At 68.1% G+C, this 19,794-nt stretch carries 19 protein-coding genes; 13 read left to right on the forward strand and 6 right to left on the reverse strand.

Annotated elements, in window-relative coordinates:
- Nucleotides 1–32: 32 nt before the first annotated feature.
- On the forward strand, nt 33–806 hold the full coding sequence (locus ABZ824_RS05785) for a hypothetical protein (RefSeq protein WP_356961851.1): 774 nt from the start codon (nt 33–35) through the stop codon (nt 804–806).
- Nucleotides 807–828: 22 nt separating this feature from the next.
- Here ABZ824_RS05785 and ABZ824_RS05790 read toward each other — a convergent pair whose 3' ends face one another.
- Entirely contained in the window at nt 829–1,593 is a 765-nt protein-coding gene (locus tag ABZ824_RS05790) for an SDR family oxidoreductase (protein ID WP_356961852.1), read from the reverse strand.
- Nucleotides 1,594–1,760: 167 nt separating this feature from the next.
- Here ABZ824_RS05790 and ABZ824_RS05795 point away from each other — a divergent pair, with 167 nt between their 5' ends.
- The gene (locus ABZ824_RS05795; protein ID WP_356961853.1) at nt 1,761–3,392 is read left to right on the forward strand and encodes an ABC-F family ATP-binding cassette domain-containing protein; all 1,632 of its coding nucleotides are present in this window, start codon (nt 1,761–1,763) and stop codon (nt 3,390–3,392) included.
- Between the two features lie 81 nt (nt 3,393–3,473).
- The gene (locus tag ABZ824_RS05800; RefSeq protein ID WP_355070859.1) at nt 3,474–3,704 is read left to right on the forward strand and encodes a helix-turn-helix domain-containing protein; all 231 of its coding nucleotides are present in this window, start codon (nt 3,474–3,476) and stop codon (nt 3,702–3,704) included.
- A 340-nt stretch (nt 3,705–4,044) separates the two neighbouring features.
- Here ABZ824_RS05800 and ABZ824_RS05805 read toward each other — a convergent pair whose 3' ends face one another.
- The 3 genes from ABZ824_RS05805 to ABZ824_RS05815 form a co-directional block, all read right to left on the reverse strand.
- The gene (locus tag ABZ824_RS05805) at nt 4,045–4,974 is read right to left on the reverse strand and encodes a hypothetical protein (protein WP_356961855.1); all 930 of its coding nucleotides are present in this window, start codon (nt 4,972–4,974) and stop codon (nt 4,045–4,047) included.
- 44 nt (nt 4,975–5,018) lie between these two features.
- Nucleotides 5,019–5,474, reverse strand: coding sequence for a hypothetical protein (locus ABZ824_RS05810; protein WP_355070863.1), 456 nt, complete (start codon nt 5,472–5,474; stop codon nt 5,019–5,021).
- Between the two features lie 382 nt (nt 5,475–5,856).
- Nucleotides 5,857–6,360, reverse strand: a complete 504-nt coding sequence (locus ABZ824_RS05815; protein WP_356961857.1) for a cupin domain-containing protein — start codon at nt 6,358–6,360, stop codon at nt 5,857–5,859.
- A gap of 72 nt (nt 6,361–6,432) precedes the next feature.
- Here ABZ824_RS05815 and ABZ824_RS05820 point away from each other — a divergent pair, with 72 nt between their 5' ends.
- Nucleotides 6,433–6,939, forward strand: a complete 507-nt coding sequence (locus tag ABZ824_RS05820) for a MarR family transcriptional regulator (protein WP_356961859.1) — start codon at nt 6,433–6,435, stop codon at nt 6,937–6,939.
- Nucleotides 6,940–7,098: 159 nt separating this feature from the next.
- Nucleotides 7,099–7,893 (forward strand): hypothetical protein, encoded by a 795-nt coding sequence (locus tag ABZ824_RS05825; RefSeq protein WP_355070869.1) that lies wholly within the window; start codon nt 7,099–7,101, stop codon nt 7,891–7,893.
- Nucleotides 7,894–7,899: 6 nt separating this feature from the next.
- On the opposite strand, the gene ABZ824_RS05830 is transcribed toward ABZ824_RS05825, so the two are convergent.
- Nucleotides 7,900–8,466 carry a TetR/AcrR family transcriptional regulator gene (locus ABZ824_RS05830; RefSeq protein ID WP_039798681.1) on the reverse strand — a complete coding sequence of 189 codons (567 nt, stop codon included), beginning with the start codon at nt 8,464–8,466 and terminating at the stop codon, nt 7,900–7,902.
- Between the two features lie 111 nt (nt 8,467–8,577).
- Nucleotides 8,578–11,397 (reverse strand): aconitate hydratase, encoded by a 2,820-nt coding sequence (locus ABZ824_RS05835; RefSeq protein ID WP_355070871.1) that lies wholly within the window; start codon nt 11,395–11,397, stop codon nt 8,578–8,580.
- 286 nt (nt 11,398–11,683) lie between these two features.
- Here ABZ824_RS05835 and ABZ824_RS05840 point away from each other — a divergent pair, with 286 nt between their 5' ends.
- From ABZ824_RS05840 to inhA, 8 genes are all read left to right on the forward strand, one after another.
- Entirely contained in the window at nt 11,684–12,274 is a 591-nt protein-coding gene (locus ABZ824_RS05840) for a DUF6676 family protein (protein ID WP_356961861.1), read from the forward strand.
- Between the two features lie 461 nt (nt 12,275–12,735).
- Entirely contained in the window at nt 12,736–14,154 is a 1,419-nt protein-coding gene (locus ABZ824_RS05845) for an NlpC/P60 family protein (protein WP_356961863.1), read from the forward strand.
- A 134-nt stretch (nt 14,155–14,288) separates the two neighbouring features.
- Nucleotides 14,289–15,470 carry a MoxR family ATPase gene (locus tag ABZ824_RS05850; RefSeq protein WP_355070877.1) on the forward strand — a complete coding sequence of 394 codons (1,182 nt, stop codon included), beginning with the start codon at nt 14,289–14,291 and terminating at the stop codon, nt 15,468–15,470.
- 26 nt (nt 15,471–15,496) lie between these two features.
- Nucleotides 15,497–16,456 carry a DUF58 domain-containing protein gene (locus ABZ824_RS05855; RefSeq protein WP_356961865.1) on the forward strand — a complete coding sequence of 320 codons (960 nt, stop codon included), beginning with the start codon at nt 15,497–15,499 and terminating at the stop codon, nt 16,454–16,456.
- Entirely contained in the window at nt 16,453–17,454 is a 1,002-nt protein-coding gene (locus tag ABZ824_RS05860) for a VWA domain-containing protein (RefSeq protein ID WP_355070881.1), read from the forward strand. The genes ABZ824_RS05855 and ABZ824_RS05860 overlap by 4 nt, the downstream gene beginning before the upstream one ends.
- Nucleotides 17,455–17,566: 112 nt before the next feature.
- Nucleotides 17,567–17,926 carry a peptidase inhibitor family I36 protein gene (locus ABZ824_RS05865; RefSeq protein WP_355070883.1) on the forward strand — a complete coding sequence of 120 codons (360 nt, stop codon included), beginning with the start codon at nt 17,567–17,569 and terminating at the stop codon, nt 17,924–17,926.
- Between the two features lie 225 nt (nt 17,927–18,151).
- On the forward strand, nt 18,152–18,868 hold the full coding sequence (gene fabG1 / locus ABZ824_RS05870; protein WP_356961866.1) for a 3-oxoacyl-ACP reductase FabG1: 717 nt from the start codon (nt 18,152–18,154) through the stop codon (nt 18,866–18,868).
- Nucleotides 18,869–18,948: 80 nt separating this feature from the next.
- Complete coding sequence (inhA, locus tag ABZ824_RS05875; RefSeq protein WP_355070887.1) at nt 18,949–19,785, forward strand: NADH-dependent enoyl-ACP reductase InhA; 837 nt, start codon at nt 18,949–18,951, stop codon at nt 19,783–19,785.
- The last annotated feature ends 9 nt before the right edge of the window (nt 19,786–19,794 follow it).

Below are 19,794 nucleotides of genomic sequence, written 5' to 3' on the forward strand. Positions count from 1 at the left end.
CGGCTGCCGGGAGATGTGGGAGGGCGACCGCGATGACCTATCCGTCCGGGAAACCGGAGGACGCGCGGTACGCGCCGGACTGGGGAAGCATGTCCCCGCCGAGCGCGTACCCGATGCCTGCGTGGGAAGCGCCGCCCCTGCCGCCGCCGCCCGAGTCCCGAACGGGCGTGGTCGTCGCGCTGGTGATCGGCGTCGTCGCCGTGCTGGTCGCGGTCGGCATCGGAGTGGCGCTGGCGCCGCGCGAGGAAGGGCACCCGCAAGCCGCGGTCGCCTCCGCCGAAGCGACCACCCGCGCGGGCGGCGGTACCAGCACGCGGCCGGCGAGCCCGTCGTCGCGCGGTGCGCGCCCTTCGGCGGGCCGGTTGAGTTACACGGAGTTCGCGAAGGACTGGGACTTCCGGTTCGATCGCGTCGAACTGCACGCCGAGTGGGTCGACGGCCGCGACCACGCCGACTGCCACCCCATCGAGGCGGCGGGCAAACTCACCGGTCTGGGCTGCGTCTACGCGGCGGAGCTGGTGTACCGCGCCGAGGGCGGCGCGCTGATGCTCACGCAGTTCGTGCTCGGCATGGCCGACGAGGGCCGGGCCGCCGCGGCGAAGGGCCGGTTCACCGACGCCGACCTCGCGCTGCGTCCGGGCAGTTACCTGAAGGGCTACGCCACCGGCAAGTGGAAGGACGGCAGCGAGAAGGAATTCGTGGTGGTGACGCTGGCGACGGCCACCGGCGCGGTCGACGCCACGGCCGTCGAGAAGTACCTGCGCTACCGGCACGCCGACACCATCGGCGCATTGGCGTTCCGCTAGCGCGGGCGGCTCCCGTTCGCGGTCAGATTCCGCCCGTGGAGAGCAGCCCGCCGTCCACCCGGACCGTCTCGCCGGTGATCCACGCCGCCTCGTCGGAGACCAGGAATCCGATCAAGCGCGCCACGTCCTCCGGGCTGCCCAGCCGCTTCATCGGGTACACGCTCGCGGCGCGCTCCTCGTCGGTCGAGTACAGCGCGTCGGCGAACTTCGTCTTGATCACGCCCGGCGCGACCGCGTTCACCCGGATCTTCGGCCCCAGCTGCCAGGCGAGCTCACCGGTGAGATGGATCAGCGCGGACTTGGACGCGCCGTAGGCGGCGATCACGCCGGTCGAGCGGATGCCCGCGACGCTGGCCACGTTGACCACGGCGCCGCCGTGGTCGCGCATCCACGCCTTGTACGCCTCCTGGATGTAGCCCAGGGCCGCGACCACGTTCACGTCGAAGATCTTGCGCACGGCATCGAGGTCGGCGTCCATCAGGGAGCCGAAGACCGGGTTGATGCCGGTGTTGTTGATCAGGACGTCCAGCGAACCGAACTCCGTGACCGCGCGCTCGACCGCGGCGGATCGATCCTCGGCGACGCCCGAGTTGCCCGCCAGAGCGACGACCTGACCCTGGTGCCCCAGTTCGCGCAGCTCCGCGGCGGCTTCCTCCAGTGGATCCTTCTTCCGCGCGGTGATCAGCACGTTCGCGCCGCGGGCGAGCAACTCCGCCGCGACCGCCTTGCCGATGCCACGGCTGGCCCCCGTGACCAGAGCGCTCTTGCCCAATAGATCGATACTCATGGCATCGCACGGTAGCGCAGGCCACCGCGGGGGCCGTTATCGCCGTCACATGCGGGGTGCTGGTATGCGGGCGCACCCTGCGCCCCGGGTAAAATCGGTGGTTCTTGTGCGCGTCGGGTCGCACAATCGAGCACGCGTCCAGCACCACGATCCGCTAGGAGAAGTTTGTGATCACCGCGACCGACCTGGAGGTCCGGGCCGGAGTCCGCACCCTGCTGTCCGCTCCCGGACCGGCGCTTCGGGTGCAGGCGGGCGACCGGATCGGGTTGGTCGGGCGCAACGGCGCGGGGAAGACCACCACGCTGCGCATCCTGGCAGGCGAGGGGGAGCCGTACGCGGGCAAGATCCTGCGCTCCAGCGATATCGGTTATCTGCCGCAGGATCCGCGCGAAGGCAACCTCGACGTGCTGGCCCGCGACCGGGTGCTGTCGGCGCGCGGCCTGGACACGCTGATCCGGGAGATGGAGAAGCAACAGGCGCTGATGGCCGAGGTCGCCGACGACAAAGAGCGGGAGAAGGCGGTCCGCAAGTACGGCCGGCTCGAGGAACGCTTCTCGGCGCTGGGCGGTTACGTCGCCGAGAGCGAGGCGGCGCGCATCTGCCACAGCCTGGGTCTGCCCGACCGCGTGCTCGGTCAGCCGCTGCGCACCTTGTCCGGCGGACAGCGGCGCCGAATCGAATTGGCGCGCATCCTGTTCGCCGCCTCCGACGGCAGCGGCGGGCGGTCGGACACCATCTTGCTGCTGGACGAGCCGACCAACCATCTCGACGCCGACTCGATCACCTGGCTGCGTGGTTTCCTGCAGAACCACGACGGCGGCCTGATCGTCATCAGTCACGACGTGGACCTGCTCGCCGACGTGGTGAACAAGGTGTGGTTCCTGGACGCGGTGCGCGGCGAGGCCGACGTCTACAACATGGGCTGGAAGAAGTACCTGGACGCGCGCGCCACCGACGAGCAGCGCAGGCGGCGGGAACGCGCGAACGCCGAGAAGAAGGCGAGCGCGCTGCGCGCCCAGGCGGCCAAGCTCGGCGCCAAGGCCACGAAAGCGACTGCGGCACAGAACATGGCCAAGCGCGCCGATCGCCTGCTGGCCGAACTCGACGACGTGCGCGTCGCCGACAAGGTCGCCAGGATCAAGTTCCCCGAGCCCGCCGCCTGCGGCAAGACGCCGCTGATGGCGGAGAACCTGACCAAGGTCTACGGCTCGCTGGAGATCTTCACCGGCGTGGACCTCGCGATCGACCGCGGTAGCCGGGTGGTGGTGCTGGGGCTCAACGGCGCGGGAAAGACGACGCTGCTGCGCCTGCTCGCCGGAGTCGAGCAGCCGACGGCGGGTGGTCTGGTGCCGGGGCACGGTCTGAAGGTCGGTTACTTCGCCCAGGAGCACGACACCCTGGACGACAACGCCACCGTGTGGGAGAACATCCGCCACGCCGCGCCGGACGCCGGTGAGCAGGAGCTGCGCGGCCTGCTCGGCGCGTTCATGTTCTCCGGCCCGCAGCTCGACCAGCCCGCGGGCACGCTGTCGGGCGGTGAGAAGACCCGTCTCGCGCTGGCCGGACTGGTCTCCTCGGCGGCGAACGTGTTGCTGCTGGACGAGCCGACGAACAATCTCGACCCGGTGTCGCGGGAACAGGTTCTCGACGCCTTGCGCACCTATGCGGGCGCGGTGGTGCTCGTGACCCACGACCCGGGTGCAGCGGAGGCGTTGTCTCCGGAACGTGTGATCCTGCTCCCGGACGGGACAGAAGACCATTGGTCGGCCGAATATCTGGAACTTATTCAGCTCGCGTGAGATTCATCACAGGTACCCGTTGATCACGGCCTGCTGAGTGCTTAGCCTGGAAAGACGCTGCTCGGCGACTCGGAGGAAGCCATGAGCGACAGGCCACAGAGCAAGGCCACATTGGGTAAGGGCACACGCGTCACCGGCAAGTCACGCGATCGCCTACAAACCCAGCTGAAGAAACAGTACGAGGCCGGTGCGAGCATCCGGTCACTGGCGCGGTCCACCGGCCGCTCCTACGGTTTCATCCACAACGTCCTCGTGGAGTCGCATGTGCAGCTCCGCAGCCGGGGTGGAGCCAATCGCCGCAAGAGCCCATAGCGCCGCAACGGCGTGCTTTGCCGCCGGACGGCTACGCGGCCGCCCCGGGCGGAGCCCCAACCGGATCGACGTCGACGCCCCCGAACTGGATGTCTACCTCGCCGAGCTGCACGGCGGCGTCGATGCCAGGTCCTCGGGCGCATGTCGGCGATCGAGTGGAGCCGCAATGCAATTCAGCGGCGCTCGCGCCGTTGGTCGTCGCGCGGGACCCCGTCCAGCGACGGGCTTCGGCTGCTGTTGTCGTCCGGTGGAGCGCCGCTGCGCGGCGAATGCGGGGCCGCTTGCCGCATACCGTGGCGTTCCCGGTCTCGATATCGTGCCGCCGGACCTGTGACCGGGTTCAGTAGCCCTCCACCATGCCGTCACCGTCCACCAGCAGGTTGGCCAAGCTGCGAAAGATCGGCAGCCCGGTCTTGATCTCCAGGTAGGCGAACTGGCCCTGCGGGTTGACCTCCAGGAAGTAGTACTCGCCATCACGGCCGAGCCGAATGTCGAGCACGCCGAAGGACAATCCGAGTGCGCCCATCAGCGTGGCCAGTGACTTGCTCACCGAGGCGGGCAGGTGATCGTGCGCGAAATCGACCGACGTGTCCAAGCGGGAGTCGACCTTGCCGACGCCCGCTTGGGAGTCGATGCGCACGGTCCATTCGACCCCGTCCACCCACACCACGCGCAGATCGCAGGTGGCGTCGACGTAGTCCTGGAAGGTGGTCGGCGCCGAACGGATCGCGGCCAGCCTGCCGAAATCGTCCCTGGAGATGATCCTGGTCTCGGCGAACTCCGCCCGGCTGGTGCCGGTGCGCTTGTAAACGACCGGACCGGGCCGGGATTCGACGAAGCTGCGCGCCTCGTCCGGATCGTTGGTGATCAACGTCTCCGGCACCGCGAACCCGGCCCGCAGCGCCGTCTCCAGCTGGACGATCTTGCGTGCCGCGGTGCGGTCGGCGCCGGGGTCGTTGACCCAGTGAGCGGGGATGGACCAGAGCAGCCCTTGAATGAATCCGTCGCACTCGGCCTGGCGAAACTCGTTGTCCGAGGCGCGGACACCCGCGGGCACCCGCGCGGGATGCGGGCGCCGCCACCACACCGACCGCACGTCGTCGAGGCCGATCAGGTGCGACAGCGAGCGTGTGGTGCCGAGCCGGTCCAGCCGGAAGCTGCCGGACTCCTGGGGGAAATCGCGCAGGTCGAGGTGGATCGGGCCGAGCCCGTGGTGTTCTCGCAGCGTCGCCGCCATCGCGGTGGCGTGTAGATCATCGGATTCGGACACGATCAGGACCGAACCGCGCCGGCGTGCGGCCATCCGCCTGCCGCTCAGTCGAGGCTGTCGCAGTTGATGCCGTCGTCGCTGCCGTTCATCGACTTGGTCTGGCAGTAGGTGAACGTCGCACCGCTCGCACCCGGGCAGTCGACGAGTTGCAGCCGGTCGGCCCAGGTTTCGGTGAGCCGGCGCAACTGCTCGTCGCCGAGCGCCTCCGACGGCGACTCCGGGATGGTCATCGGCCGATCGACCAGGTCGATCCGCAGCCTGCGGGTGAAATCGGCGGTGGCGCCAGCGCGAATGTCCACCAGCACCGGGCGCCCGTCCTGATCGGCGTGGGGCGCCGCGGAATCGACCACGCGCAGGACATCGGACCGACTGAAGGTCCACGTTCCCTCGGCGACGCGCACGCTGATCTGCCGGTCCGATTCCGCGACCAGCAGACCCTGGAGCGGAGGAACGCGGTCACCCCTCGGCGTCGTCCCGGGAAGGTGGATTGCGTCGGTCATAGCCGTTTCTCCGATCTGCTCGCGATTTGCCACGACCCCCAAGCGTGTGAGCGATCATATCGCGATGAGCGGCGTTATCGGCTCGGATCGCGAGATTTCCCGGCCTATGGCAAACCGAATTCCGATTCATAACGCCCGAGTACCGAAAGTTTTCCGGTAGCCTGGAAATGCTGAGATAGCAATCGAGAAGCTAATCTCCCGTGAGGCGCGGATGCTGCTCATAGCCCGATATTGGCGGCTGTGCATCTGTACTCTCGTCCTGCTGGGCGCAGGTGGCCGGCGACGACGGCTGCTGTGCGACATCGTATTTCCTCCCGCGCCGCGCAGTGCTCGACTCGCTCCGAATTGATTGTCCGCGAGCGGATCCGGAAGGGCGCCGACTTCACTTCCGGTTCGCGTTGCGCTCCGCCCACCAAGCGGGGGCGTCGACGAAGTGGTTGTCGAACTCGTCCTGAGCGGCGGCGAGATCGGTCATCGGGGATTCGCCCGCGGCGATTCGTTCCAGCAGCCGGAAGTACTCGAAGCGCTGCACGCCGGGCGTGAGCGCGATGAGGATCCGTGCCGTACTGTCCGGTGCGGCGCCGAAGGCGTGCGGCATGAATTTCGGGACCACGATCGAACCACCCGCGGCGACGGTGACGATGCGGTCACCGGCGAGCAGTTGCAGTTCGCCGTCCGCGACATAGAACAGTTCGTCGGAAAGCGTGTGATAGTGCGGCGCCGCGCCGTCCGCTCCACGGTCCATGTCGACCTCGAGTGTGCTCAGCCCGCCGCCCGCCTCCTCGGCGTCGATCAGCAGGCGCATGGTGACAGACGTGGTACGCAGGGTCTCCGCATCCTGCGGCTGACGGATCGCGACGTTCTTGCGTGGCGCGGGAATGGCCATCGGAGCCTCCATATTAGTTCGGTGATTGATAATTCGCTACCGAACTATATCGTGCCGAATAAGATCCTGTCCATGACCGAGCGGAAAACGGACGCCGTGGACGCGATCGTGGCGCAGTGGCAGCGGGAACGACCCGACCTGGATCTCGAGGCGATGGCCGTGGCCGGACGTCTGGGCAGGCTGTTGGTGGTGGCGCAGCGTGAGATCGAGGCGGTGTTCGGCAAGCACGGCCTGCAACGCGGCGAATTCGACGTACTCGCCGCGCTTCGTCGTTCGGGCGCGCCGTTCGAACTCAGCCCGTCGGTGCTCGCCGACACGCTGATGTTGTCCAGGGCGGGCATGACCGGACGGCTGGACCGGCTGGAGTCGGCGGGACTGGTGCGGCGCGTCGCGGACGTGCGGGACCGCAGGGCGGTGCGCGTCGGCCTCACCGAGGCAGGACGGGAATTGGTCGACACCGTGGTCACCGAGCACACCGCGAACGAGACGCGGATGCTGTCCGTGCTCACCGCGGGGGAGCGACGGGAACTGGACCGGCTCGCGCGAATCCTGCTCAGCAGCATGGAACCGGACGCGTAGCCGCGGTAGCTCACGCACCCTTCGATCCGCCGAATCGCGCTCTACTTGGGGGAACTCGTGTCCCGATGAGGTAGCCCGATACTCGTGCCGAGTGGGCGTCCCTGCTCTACCTTGAGATTCCGTACCGAAGGGGTCGGTGCGGTGGGCAAGGAGGCCACGATGATCGACATCATCACTCTCCGCGGCACCGGGGAGCCGCGCAACTCCGACGGAACGCCCGCGGGCATGCTGCACGACGTCGTGAAACTACTCGACACCGGGAAGTTCAGCTGCTTCGAACCGGATTGGCCCGCTTCCGTCGGCCCCGTGCCGGAGGTCTGGGGTCCTTCGCTGGAGACGTCGGTACGGCTCGGCATCGCCGCCGGCGTGCGGGCGATCCAGGACTCGCCGAACGTCTGCGGCCTGCTGAGTTATTCGCTCGGCGGCATCTGCGCCAGCCGGATCCTGGAGGGCGTGCGGTCCGGGAAGTACAAGAACACCGACGGAACGCCGCTGGAGATCGCCTTCGTGGTGAACATCGCCAACCCGCTGCGCCGAGCCGGGCAGTCGGTCGGAAACCTCTGCCCGGCGAATACGTTCGGCCTGCATGGGCAGCGCGGCGCGTGGCCCGCGTCGATCGACATCCGCGAGTACGCGAATCCCGGCGACATCATCACCGCGTCGCCAGCGGATTCGCCGTTGCGCGTCATCGACGTGGGTATCTCGCCGTTCTCGTTCGTGGAAGGCGCTCGGATCGGCAACGTCGCGCCGCTGATCTTCGCCGAACTGCTCGAAGTCCTACTGCGCGACCCGATCGCGAACCTCGAGCGCTACACGACGGCCGTACGCGGCGTCATCGGCTATCTGACCCCGTGGCCCGACGGTCAGCACGTGCTCTATTCCGGACGGAACATGCCGGGGACGAACGTGCTGTGGACCACGCACGCCGCGGAGTACCTCAACGCGGCGTACTAGCCGCCCTCACTGCTTGCGTCGGACCGACGCCTCGACCAGATCCAATACGGCGGAAAGGTTCTCGTTGGTGTGGCCGGAGGCGATCCGGGCGATCAAACCGTCGAGGACGAGGTCGAGGTAGCCGAGCAGCACGTCGGTGGGCACGTCGTCGCGCAGCGCGCCCGCGGCCTTACGACGTTCCAGGCGGGCCAAGGTGGCGGCGGTGAGTTCGGCCGAACGCTGGGTCCAGCCCGCCCGGAATTCGGGATCGGTGCGCAGCCTGCGGGCGATCTCCAAACGCGTTCCGAGCCAGTTGAACTGCTCGGGGTGGGCGAGCATGTCGCGCATCACCTGCACGATGCCCTGATTGGCCGCGACATCGGCCATGCGTTCGGCGTCTTCCTGGGCGAGGGCGAGGAACAGCGCGTCCTTGTCCCGGAAGTGGTGGAAAATGGCTCCCCTGGACAGCCCGATCTCTTCCTCGAGGCGGCGCACGGTGGCGCCGTCGTAGCCGTACTCGGCGAAGCAGCGGCGTGCTCCGTCGAGGATCTGGCTGCGCCGGGCGGCGAGGTGATCGTCACTGACCTTGGGCACGGAATCCTCCAGCGGGGAAACACGGACCCCCGCGTCGGCGGTAGACCGACGCGGGGGTTGTCCGACACGAGACTTCAGTGGCGCGAACACGCGCCAGCGAAGGTGGCGCGATCAGGCACGAATCATGTTGCGCAGCACGTACTGCAGGATCCCGCCGTTGCGGTAGTAGTCGGCCTCGCCGGGGGTGTCGATGCGGACCACCGCGTCGAAGGTGATCTTGTCACCGTTCTCCTTTGTGGCCGTGACCTTCAGGGTCTTCGGGGTGGCACCCTCGTTGAGCTGGGTGATGCCCTCGATGTCGAAGGTCTCGGTGCCGTCCAGCTTCAGCGACGCGGCCGACTCGCCCGCCGGGAACTGCAGCGGGATGACGCCCATGCCGATGAGGTTGGAGCGGTGGATGCGCTCGAACGACTCGGTGATGACGGCCTTCACACCCAGCAGGCTGGTGCCCTTGGCGGCCCAGTCGCGCGAGGAGCCCGAACCGTATTCCTTGCCGCCGAGCACGACCAGCGGGACGCCCGCGGCCTGGTAGTTCTGCGAGGCGTCGTAGATGAACGCCTGCGGGCCACCCTCCTGGGTGAAGTCGCGGGTGTAGCCACCCGAGACGTCGTCGAGGAGCTGGTTGCGCAGCCGGATGTTGGCGAAGGTGCCGCGGATCATCACCTCGTGGTTGCCGCGCCGCGAGCCGTAGGAGTTGTAGTCCTTGCGCTCGACGCCGTTGGCCTCCAGGTACTGCGCGGCCGGGGTGCCGGGCTTGATGTTGCCCGCCGGGGAGATGTGGTCGGTGGTGACCGAGTCGCCGAGCAGCGCGAGCACCCGGGCGCCCTTGATGTCGGTGACCGGCTCCGGGGTCTGCGGCATGCCTTCGAAGTACGGAGGCTTGCGCACGTAGGTCGACTCGGCGTCCCACTCGAAGGTCTTGCCCTCCGGGGTGGGCAGGCTGCGCCAGCGCTCGTCACCCCGGAACACGTCCTTGTAGTCCTCGAGGAACATGTCGCGGCTGATGACCCGGTCGATGGTGTCCTGGATCTCCTGCGGCGAGGGCCAGATGTCCTTCAGGAAGACGTCGTTGCCCTCGGTGTCCTTGCCCAGCGGGTCGTTCTCGAAGTCGAAGTCCATGGTTCCCGCGAGCGCGTAGGCGATGACCAGCGGCGGGGAGGCCAGGTAGTTCATCTTCACGTCGGGGGAGATGCGGCCTTCGAAGTTACGGTTGCCCGACAGCACCGCGGTGACGGTGAGGTCGTTGTCGTTGACCGCCTTGGAGATCTCCTCCGGCAGCGGGCCGGTGTTGCCGATGCAGGTGGCGCAACCGAACGCGACCAGGTTGAAGCCCAGCTTGTCCAGGTACGGCCACAGGCCCGCCTTCTCGTAGTAGCCGTTGACCACCTGCGAACCCGGAGCCATGGACGTCTTCACCCACGGCTTGCGGGCCAAGCCCTTCTCCACCGCGTTGCGGGCCAGCAGGGCCGCGCCGAGCATGACCGACGGGTTGGAGGTGTTGGTGCAGGAGGTGATCGAGGCGACCACGACGGCGCCGTGGTCGAGCACGAAGTCGCCGTACTCCTCGCTGCGCACCGTCACCGGCTTGGACGGACGGCCCTCGGCGCCGTTGGCGGCCGACACCAGCGACTCGGCGCCGTCGTCGGCGAAGGACAGCACGGCCGGGTCGCTCGCGGGGAAGGACTCCTCGACGGCCTCGTCCAGCTTGCTGTGCGGGGTGTCGGCGGCGGGGCCGCTCTCCGCGTCGTTGGTGTAGTTGTGGATGTCCTTGCGGAACGCGATCTTCGACTCCGACAGCAGGATCCGGTCCTGCGGGCGCTTCGGGCCCGCGATGGACGGCACCACGGTGCTCAGATCCAGTTCGAGGTATTCGGAGTAGGCGGGCTCGGAGTCGGCATCGTGCCAGAGGCCCTGCTCCTTGGCGTACGCCTCGACCAGCGCGACCTGCTCGTCGGAGCGGCCGGTCAGGCGCAGGTAGTCGACGGTCACGTCGTCGATCGGGAAAATCGCGGCGGTGGAACCGAATTCGGGGCTCATGTTGCCCAGGGTGGCGCGGTTGGCCAGCGGCACCTCGGCCACGCCCTTGCCGTAGAACTCGACGAACTTGCCGACCACGCCGTGCTTGCGCAGCATGTCGGTGACGGTGAGCACGACGTCGGTGGCGGTCACGCCCGGCTGGATCTCACCGGTCAGCTTGAAGCCGACGACGCGCGGGATCAGCATCGAGACGGGCTGGCCGAGCATGGCCGCCTCGGCCTCGATGCCGCCGACGCCCCAACCGAGGACGCCGAGGCCGTTGACCATGGTGGTGTGCGAGTCGGTGCCGACACAGGTGTCGGGGTAGGCCTGGCCGTTGCGGACCATGACGACGCGGGCCAGGTGCTCGATGTTGACCTGGTGCACGATGCCGGTGCTCGGCGGGACGACCTTGAAGTCGTCGAACGCGGTCTGGCCCCAGCGCAGGAACTGGTAGCGCTCGCCGTTGCGCTGGTATTCGATGTCGACGTTGCGCTCGAAGGCGTCGGCGCGGCCGAAGACGTCGATGATGACGGAATGGTCGATGACCATCTCGGCGGGGGCGAGGGGGTTCACCTTGTCCGGGTCGCCACCCAGGGTGGCCACGGCCTCGCGCATGGTGGCCAGGTCCACGATGCACGGCACGCCGGTGAAGTCCTGCATGATGACGCGGGCGGGCGTGAACTGGATCTCGGTGTTCGGCTGCGCCGTGGGATCCCAGCTCGCGATGGCGCGGATGTGATCGGCGGTGATGTTGGCGCCGTCCTCGGTGCGGAGGAGATTCTCCGCGAGGACCTTCAGTGCGTACGGGAGTTTCTCGGTGCCGGGCACGGCGGAGAGGCGGAAGATCTCGTAGGAGTTGCTTCCCACCTCGAGGGTGCCCTTGGCGCCGAAAGTATCGATACTTGTCGTCACGTCAGCTCCACTCGTCTGTGCGGGTGGCCACCGGCGGGGCTGTGCCGGCGGCCGAGTCTTCGGAGGTGCTCCGGCGCCGCTCCGGCGCTGGTTCCTCGCGCCTACGACCTTAACAGTACGCTTGTCCTGTGAAACACCAGGGGGCGGTTCGGCGTGCCGCGCGCGCGAGATGCGACACTCCGTCGCGTACTGTGCTTTCGAGCCAGCAAGGGGGATCTTGCTCGCCCTGCAGTGTTGGATGCCCGTCGCTTCGGTTGCCGATGCGGCTCGACAGACCGGATGGAAGATGACCGCCCCGCACAACTCGGTTTTCACCCCTATGGCCGCCGAATTGCCGCCGAATGTCACCGCCGACACCGTGCGCTCGCTCAACGCCGATCTGGCCGACGATCACGTCGCGACACTGACCGGTAAGGACAAGAAGGAACTGGCCGCCATCGCCGCGGAGGCGCGATCGCAAGGAATCCCGCTGAGCATCGTGGTCGTCCCCGGCAATCCAGGACACGACTCGAGCCTACGGGACTTGGCCACCGAGGTGGGTAAGACGCAGCACGGCACCGTGGTCGTTCTCAGCGACGACTGGGTGGGCACCTACAGCGACACGATCAGCCGTGTGCGGCTGGAGTGGGCCGAGGACGCCGCCAAGGGCACGCAGGGTAAGAGCGGAGAGGCCGCGAGCATCTTCACCGCCCGCTTGGAGACGCCGGAGTCGATGTCCTGGACCGCCATCACCTGCGCACTGCTGGGTGGAACGGTGGCGGTCATCGCCGGACTGTACTGGGTCAAGGTCCGGCGGGCGGCGGCCGACGGTCCGGAGCGTGTGGCGAGCGCCCGGCGGACACCTGACGGCGAGTCGTCCGACGCGCGCGCCATCTGAGGTCGCGGCGCTTTTCTGCGAAGCCGGCTGCGGCCGATTCGACATTCTCGTGGTATCACCGCGCCGGTAACGGCGTGGTTGTCCATCGCCACTCGCCCCCAGCGCGGTACCTCTGCGCGTCGCAGGCGTGCGTCGCTGACACCGCCTTCGCTCGATGCGAAGCCGAGCTGTGTCCGATATGGGGCGAAATCGGGCCTTCAGCATCCATGTAGCTAATTTTCCGAACGGTTGGTCTGTTGCGTTCGGAGAAAGCGTGGCGCGCAGTACAGCAAATTTCTAGCAATGAAGAAGATGTGGGCGGCAACAAGGTCGATGCCGTTTTGTCGGTGACGTAAGTGTCGTACGGTTCGAATGGTCCCTGATGGGGAATAAGTGTTTCCAGAGGCCATCTGTCGACCATAGTGCATCCTGGTTCGCCTGATGCCCTCGAGGATTGCCGGAATCCGGTCCTTGGAGGTGTGATGCGCAACAACGGCGGGCTCACCAACCGGCGCCGACTATCGGTCGCTGTGGGGTTGCTGATTGCGGTCGTTGTAGTGGTCACGACTGGACCTGTCGCTGCTGTGCCACCTCCTCCGCCAAATCCCAGCGACGGCGAGATCGCCCAGGCGGGCGCGCAGGTGGACGCCGGTGTCGCCGAGGTCGGCACCCTGATCAACCAGGTCGCCGTGGTCGATCAGCAACTGGGGCAACTCGACGACGCCGTCGCGCAGCGCCGGGAGGACGTCAACCGAGCGCTGGTGGACCTGCAGACCGCGCGCGACGCCGCCGACGCGGCCGCCGTCGTGGTGGTGGACACCCAGCTCGACCTCGCCGATGCCGCGGCCAAGGTGGGCCAGGCGCGACGCAACTTCGATCAGTTCGCCACCCAGGCCTATACCAATCCGGGCTCCGGCTCGATGGTCACCTACCTCGCCGCGGCCACCCCCGCGGTCGCGCTGGACCGGGCCCAGCTCCTCGAGCTGGTCTCCAAGAATCGTCAGCAGGTGCTGGACGGCCTGCGGCGCGCGCAGATCGATCAAGGCAACAAGAACTCCACCGCGCGGCGGGCGAAATCGGACGCCGACACGGCCGCCGCCGTCGCCGCCGCGCGCAGGGCCGACGCCGAGAACGCGGTCGCCGCGGCGAAGGCCGAACTCGACCGGCAGACCGCCCAGCGCGACGACCTGCTGCGGCGGCGCCAGGACGCGCAGGGCAGGCTGGATCAAGCGCGGCAGAACGTGGCCGGCCTGCAGGACCAGCGTGACGCGTACCTGGCCTGGGACGCCATGCGCAAGGTGGAGGAAGCGGCGGTGCGTGCCGCCGCGGCGGCGGCAGCCGCGCGCGCGGCCGCCGACCAGGCCGCTCGCGATCGCGCCGCCGAACTCGGCACCGGAAAACGCCCGCACACTCAGCTGGAGGACGCGCCGCCACCGCGGCGGAGCGCGCCACGACCGAAGTCGCCACCGGTCGAAGGCTCCGCGGCGATCGAGATCGTGGTCGATCGCGCCATGTCACAACTCGGCGTCACCTACGCCTGGGGAGGCGGCGACGAGGACGGGCCGACCCGCGGCATCCGGGACGGCGGCGTCGCCGACAGTTACGGGGACTTCGAGAAGGTCGGCTTCGATTGCTCGGGGTTGATGGTCTACGCGTTCGCGGGCGTCGGGGTCTCGCTGCCGCACTACAGCGGCTACCAATACAACGCGGGCACCCGAGTGCCGGTCGGCGATCGCGAGCGCGGCGACATGCTGTTCTGGGGGCCGAACGGCAGCCAGCACGTGGCGCTGTATCTCGGCGACGGGAAGATGGTGGAGGCGCCGGAATCCGGCGACGTGGTGAAGGTGTCCCCGGTCCGCGAGGGCGGCATCATGCCGTTCGCGGTGCGCGTCGTCTCCTGATATCGGACATTCCGGGTGCCCCGCCCGGCCGGAGGACCGCGGAAATTCCCATTCTGTCGGGTCCGGTTGCGGCACAGGCGGTGATTACCTGGAATAGTTGTGGCAGCACGCACAGGACCAAGGCGAAAGCGGGGATGTTGGTGACTTCGACGGACGGTGTGAGCGGAGCGAACTCGGCGAAGGATGCGCCGGTCTCGACGCCCAGCACCCTCGAGCGTGACGTCCAGACCCTGGAGAAGGCGATCTACGAGGTCAAGCGGGTGATCGTGGGCCAGGATCGCCTGGTCGAACGACTGCTCGTGGGCGTGCTCGCACGTGGTCACGTTCTGCTCGAAGGTGTTCCCGGCATCGCGAAGACCCTCGCCGTGGAGACCTTCGCCAGGGTGGTCGGCGGCTCGTTCGCCCGCGTGCAGTTCACGCCCGACCTGGTGCCCACCGACCTCATCGGTACCCGTATCTACCGGCAGGGCCGCGAAGAGTTCGACACCGAACTCGGCCCGGTCGTCGCCAACTTCGTGCTCGCCGACGAGATCAACCGCGCGCCCGCCAAGGTGCAGTCGGCGCTGCTCGAGGTGATGGCCGAGCGGCACGTGTCGATCGGCGGCAAGACCTACCCGATGCCCGACCCGTTCCTGGTCATGGCGACGCAGAACCCGATCGAGAGCGAGGGCGTGTACCCGCTGCCCGAAGCGCAGCGCGACCGCTTCTTGTTCAAGGTCGTCGTCGACTACCCCTCCGTGGAGGAGGAGCGCGAGATCATCTACCGGATGGGCGTCACCCCGCCGGAGGCGAGCCGGATCCTGGAGCCGGAGGACTTGATCCGTCTGCAGAAGGTCGCGGCCAACACCTTCGTGCACCACGCCCTGGTCGACTACGTGGTCCGGGTGATCGCGGCGACCCGCAAACCGGCCGATTTCGGCATGCAGGACGTGGCCAGCTGGATCTCCTACGGCGCGTCGCCGCGCGCCAGCCTCGGCATCATCGCCGCGGCCCGCGCCGTCGCGCTCATCCGCGGCCGCGATTACGTGGTGCCGCAGGACGTCGTCGAAGTGATCCCGGACGTGTTGCGCCATCGCTTGGTGCTGTCCTACGACGCACTCGCCGACGAGATCAGCCCGGAGGACGTCATCAAGCGCGTTCTGCAGACCGTCGGCCTGCCACAGGTCGCCCCGCAGGCCGTCGCGCCCGGCGTGCCCGCCGCGCCGCCGCAGGGCGCCCCGCAGCAGGTTCCCCAGCCGCCGTCGCCGCAGCAGGCCGTGCCCCAGCCGCCCAACGGGCAGCAGTCGCAGCCCGCGGGCACCGTTCCGCCGAAGTGACCTCGGCATCGGATCGGGTCGCGCCAGTGCCGACGTCGCCGTCCCACGCACCGCCGTCCTTCCACGCGGGGGAGTTGACCGACCCCAGGCTCACGGTCGCGCTCAAGACCCTCGAACTCACCGTGCGCCGCAGGCTCGACGGCGTGCTGCACGGCGATCACCTCGGTCTCATCCCCGGTCCCGGCTCCGAGCCGGGTGAGGCGCGCGCCTACCAACCGGGCGACGACGTGCGCCAGATGGATTGGTCGGTCACCGCCCGCACCACTCATCCGCACGTGCGGCAGATGATCGCCGACCGCGAGCTGGAGACCTGGATGGTGGTCGATCTGTCGGCCAGCCTCGACTTCGGCACCGCCGCCTGCCAGAAGCGTGATCTCGCCATCGCCGCCGCGGCCGCCATCACCCATCTGACCAGTGGCGGCGGCAACCGGATCGGTGCGGTCGTCGCCACCGGCGAACGGTTGACCCGCATCCCGGCGCGCGGCGGGCGCGTCCACGCCCAGTCGCTGCTGCGCGGCATCGCGACCACACCGCACGCGCGCGACGGCGTGCGCGGCGACCTGCGCGGCGGCATCGAATCGCTGCGCCGTCCGCAGCGCAAACGTGGGCTCGCGGTGATCATCAGCGATTTCCTGGGTGACATCGATTGGCAGCGCTCGCTGCGCGCGATCTCGGCCAGGCACGATCTGCTCGCGGTCGAGGTGCTCGACCCGCGCGACCTCTCCCTGCCCGACATGGGCGACGTCGTACTGCACGACCCGGAGACCGGGCGCACCCGCGAGTTCAGCGTGACCTCCACGCTGCGCGCCGATTTCGCGGCTGCCGCGCAGCGCCACCGGCAGCAGGTCGAACAGGCCCTGCGCGGCTGTGGCGCTCCGGTGCTCACCTTGCGAACCGATCGGGACTGGATCGCCGACGTGGTCCGGTTCGTGTCCACCCGGCGCCACAGCTTCGGCGCCCCGACCGGGCGGGTGCCACGCCAGTGAGTATTTCGCATTTCACCGCACAGATCTGGCTGGGATTCCTCGTCGTCATCGCGCTGATCGCGCTCGGCTACGTCCTGGTGCAGCGCAACCGGCGCAAGCACATGTTGAAGTTCACCAACATGGCGCTGCTGGAGAAGGTCGCTCCGTCGCGGCCGAGCGCGTTCCGGCATGTGGCCGTCGCGCTGCTGCTGGTCGGCCTGGTGTTCCTCACCGTCGCCGCGGCCGGACCGACCGCGGTCAAGAAGGTGCCGCGCAACCGCGCGACCGTCATGCTGGTGATGGACGTGTCGCTGTCGATGGAGGCGACCGACGTCGCCCCGAGCCGCATCCAGGTCGCCAAGAAGGCGGGCAAGGAGTTCGTCGACGGACTGCCCGAGGGCGTGAACATCGGCTTCGTCACCTTCGCGGGCACCGCCTCGGTGATGGTCTCGCCCACGACGAACCACGAATCGGTCAAAGCCGCGATCGACAATGTGCGGCTGGCCGAGCGCACCGCTACCGGTGAAGGCATTCTCACCGCGCTGCAGGCGATCGAGACGCTCGCCACGGTGCTCGGTGGCGCCCAGGAGCCACCGCCTGCCAGGATCGTGCTGATGTCGGACGGTAAGCAGACCGTTCCGGATTTCAAGGACGTCGACAACCCCCGGCACGAGTACGTCGCCGCCCGGCTCGCCAAGAGCAAGAACGTCCCCATCTCGACCATTTCCTTCGGCACTCGCTGGGGCGTCGTCGAGATCCCCCGGGAGGACGGCAGCAAGGACCAGGTACGCGTCGAGGTGGACGACGACGCCATGCGCGAGATAGCGCGACTGTCCAGCGGGGAGTTCTACACCGCGTCGTCCTTGCAGGAGTTGACCAAGGTGTACGACACCTTGGAGCAACAGATCGGGTACGAGCTGACCAGAGGCGACGCCAGTCGTCCGTGGCTGCTGCTCGGACTGGTGGTCGTCGCGGCGGGAGTGGTCATCGGTCTGGTGTATCGCCAGCGTTTGCCTTAGCGCTGCGAACAGCAAGGCGCGCAGGCGATTACACCGGCCATAGCCGGGAAAGTGTGTTACCGTGCCCAGGACGGGCGGTAAGGGAGTGCCGCCCTCCATTTGGGGAGGAATCATGCGAATTTCTGCAATCGTCACCGCAATCGCGTTCGCCGCGCTGGCCTTTGTCGTGGCTCCGCTTCCGGAAGCTTCAGCGGCAGGCTGTCCAACCGGCAGTCTGTGTCAGTACTCCGGTGTCGGCTTTTCCGGTACGGCGAAGGTGGTCACGCTCAACACCAAGAACTTCCGGAACTACTGCGGACCCGCGGGAGATCCGAGCACCAGATCGGTGATCAACAACACGAACGTCGAGTTGCTGTTCAGCTCCGGTTCCAACTGTGGCGGCGGACAACCGTACCGTTACGTGGGGCCGGGTAAGCAGGTGGAGGATCTGGGGTTCGACGCGCTGTCCGTGACTTGGTGCCCCAGCTGCTGAGCAGCGCCTCTCGCGTCGCTCGCCGAAGGTGAGTGAAAGGCGGCGCATCGATCGAATGCCGACCGGCCGGTGGTGTCCTGCACACCACCGGCCGGTCCGCGTGATCGGGCTTCGTTTCGCGCTGTCATTGTGGCGTTTCACGAACGCGGCCGGGCTCGGATGGCGGTCGGACGAACGTGGCGGCCCGGTCGTTGCCTGCCGATTCGACCAGGTAGGTTGAACCCCATGTCGAACATCACATCCCGGTCGGTCCTGGTGACCGGCGGAAACCGCGGCATCGGACTCGCGGTCGCGCAGCGTCTGCTTGCCGACGGTCACAAGGTGGCCGTCACGCATCGTGGCTCGGGGGTGCCGGACGGCCTGTTCGGTGTGAAATGCGATGTGACCGACAGCGAATCGGTGGACGGCGCCTTCGCCGAGGTGGAGGCGCACCAGGGTCCGGTCGAGGTGCTGGTGGCCAACGCGGGCATCACCGACGACACGCTGCTCATGCGGATGAACGAGGAGCAGTTCACCCGGGTGCTCGACGCCAATCTGACCGGTGCGTTCCGGTGCGCCAAGCGCGCGAACCGCGCCATGCTGCGCGCGCGCTGGGGCCGGATGATCTTCCTCGGCTCGGTGGTCGGCATGAGCGGCCAAGCCGGTCAGATCAACTACGCCTCCTCCAAGGCCGGTGTGATCGGTCTGGCCCGCTCGATCACCCGCGAGCTCGGCTCGCGCTCGATCACCGCGAATGTCGTCGCCCCGGGTTTCATCGAGACCGACATGACCGCCGACCTGCCCGAGGACGTGCGCGACATGGCCAAGAAGTTCATCCCCTTGCAGCGGCTCGGCCAGCCGGAGGACATCGCGGCCGTGGTCAGCTTCCTGGCTTCCGAGGACTCCGCCTACGTCTCCGGCGCCGTCATCCCGGTCGATGGCGGCATGGGCATGGGCCACTGACCACACCGAACGCGTAGCGCGGCCGGTCCAGGCCGCCCGCAGCCAACCCCACATTCGAATTTCAGGAGAACCGAGAACTCATGGGCGGACTGCTCGAAGGCAAGACCATCCTGGTCACGGGCATCATCACCGACTCGTCGATCGCGTTCCACGCGGCGGCCGTCGCGCAGGAGCAGGGCGCGAAGGTGCTCATCACCGGCATCCCGGAGCGGCTGCGGCTGATCGACCGGATCGCCAAACGCCTGCCCCAGGAGGTCCCGCCGGCCATCGGGCTCGACGTGACCAGCGAAGAGGATCTCGCAGGCCTGGCCGACAAGCTGCGGGAACTGGCTCCGCAGGGGATCGACGGGGTGCTGCACTCGATCGCGTTCGCGCCACGCACCCTCATGGGGCCGGAGGCTCGGCCGTTCCTCGACGGCCCGGGCCCGGATGCCGCCAAGGCGTTCGAGATCTCGGCGTGGAGCTACGCGTCGCTGTCGCGCGCGGTGTTGCCGGTGATGAACGAGGGCGGCTCGATCGTCGGCATGGACTTCGATCCGCGCACCGCGATGCCGTTCTACAACTGGATGGGCGTAGCGAAGGCCGCGCTGGAGTCGGTGAACCGGTATGTCGCCCGCGAGGTGGGCGCGGCGAAGAAGATCCGGTCCAACCTCATCGCCGCGGGGCCGATCAAGACGCTGGCCGCCAAGGCGATCGCGGGCACCGCGACCGACGACGCCGCCAAGCTCAATCAGCTCAACGTCTACTGGGACGGCGCCTCGCCGATCGGCTGGGACGTCGACGACCCCACGGTGGTGGCGAAGTCGATCGTGGCGCTGCTGTCGGACTGGCTGCCTGGCACCACCGGGTCGATCATCTACGTCGACGGCGGAGCCAGCCACAACACCTGGTTCCCGGAGAACATGGCGATCAACTGAGCCGATCGG

This window comes from Nocardia sp. NPDC047038, from assembly GCF_040644075.1.
Lineage (GTDB): Bacteria > Actinomycetota > Actinomycetes > Mycobacteriales > Mycobacteriaceae > Nocardia > Nocardia sichangensis.

Coding starts and splice junctions, on each gene's coding strand:
- ABZ824_RS05825 (WP_355070869.1), top strand. CDS start 7,099: ATGATCGACATCATCACTCTCCGCGGCACCGGGGAGCCGCGCAACTCC.
- ABZ824_RS05790 (WP_356961852.1), bottom strand. CDS start 1,593: ATGAGTATCGATCTATTGGGCAAGAGCGCTCTGGTCACGGGGGCCAGC.
- ABZ824_RS05800 (WP_355070859.1), top strand. CDS start 3,474: ATGAGCGACAGGCCACAGAGCAAGGCCACATTGGGTAAGGGCACACGC.
- ABZ824_RS05850 (WP_355070877.1), top strand. CDS start 14,289: ATGTTGGTGACTTCGACGGACGGTGTGAGCGGAGCGAACTCGGCGAAG.
- ABZ824_RS05815 (WP_356961857.1), bottom strand. CDS start 6,360: ATGGCCATTCCCGCGCCACGCAAGAACGTCGCGATCCGTCAGCCGCAG.
- ABZ824_RS05840 (WP_356961861.1), top strand. CDS start 11,684: ATGACCGCCCCGCACAACTCGGTTTTCACCCCTATGGCCGCCGAATTG.
- inhA (WP_355070887.1), top strand. CDS start 18,949: ATGGGCGGACTGCTCGAAGGCAAGACCATCCTGGTCACGGGCATCATC.
- ABZ824_RS05820 (WP_356961859.1), top strand. CDS start 6,433: ATGACCGAGCGGAAAACGGACGCCGTGGACGCGATCGTGGCGCAGTGG.
- ABZ824_RS05865 (WP_355070883.1), top strand. CDS start 17,567: ATGCGAATTTCTGCAATCGTCACCGCAATCGCGTTCGCCGCGCTGGCC.
- fabG1 (WP_356961866.1), top strand. CDS start 18,152: ATGTCGAACATCACATCCCGGTCGGTCCTGGTGACCGGCGGAAACCGC.
- ABZ824_RS05810 (WP_355070863.1), bottom strand. CDS start 5,474: ATGACCGACGCAATCCACCTTCCCGGGACGACGCCGAGGGGTGACCGC.
- ABZ824_RS05785 (WP_356961851.1), top strand. CDS start 33: ATGACCTATCCGTCCGGGAAACCGGAGGACGCGCGGTACGCGCCGGAC.
- ABZ824_RS05845 (WP_356961863.1), top strand. CDS start 12,736: ATGCGCAACAACGGCGGGCTCACCAACCGGCGCCGACTATCGGTCGCT.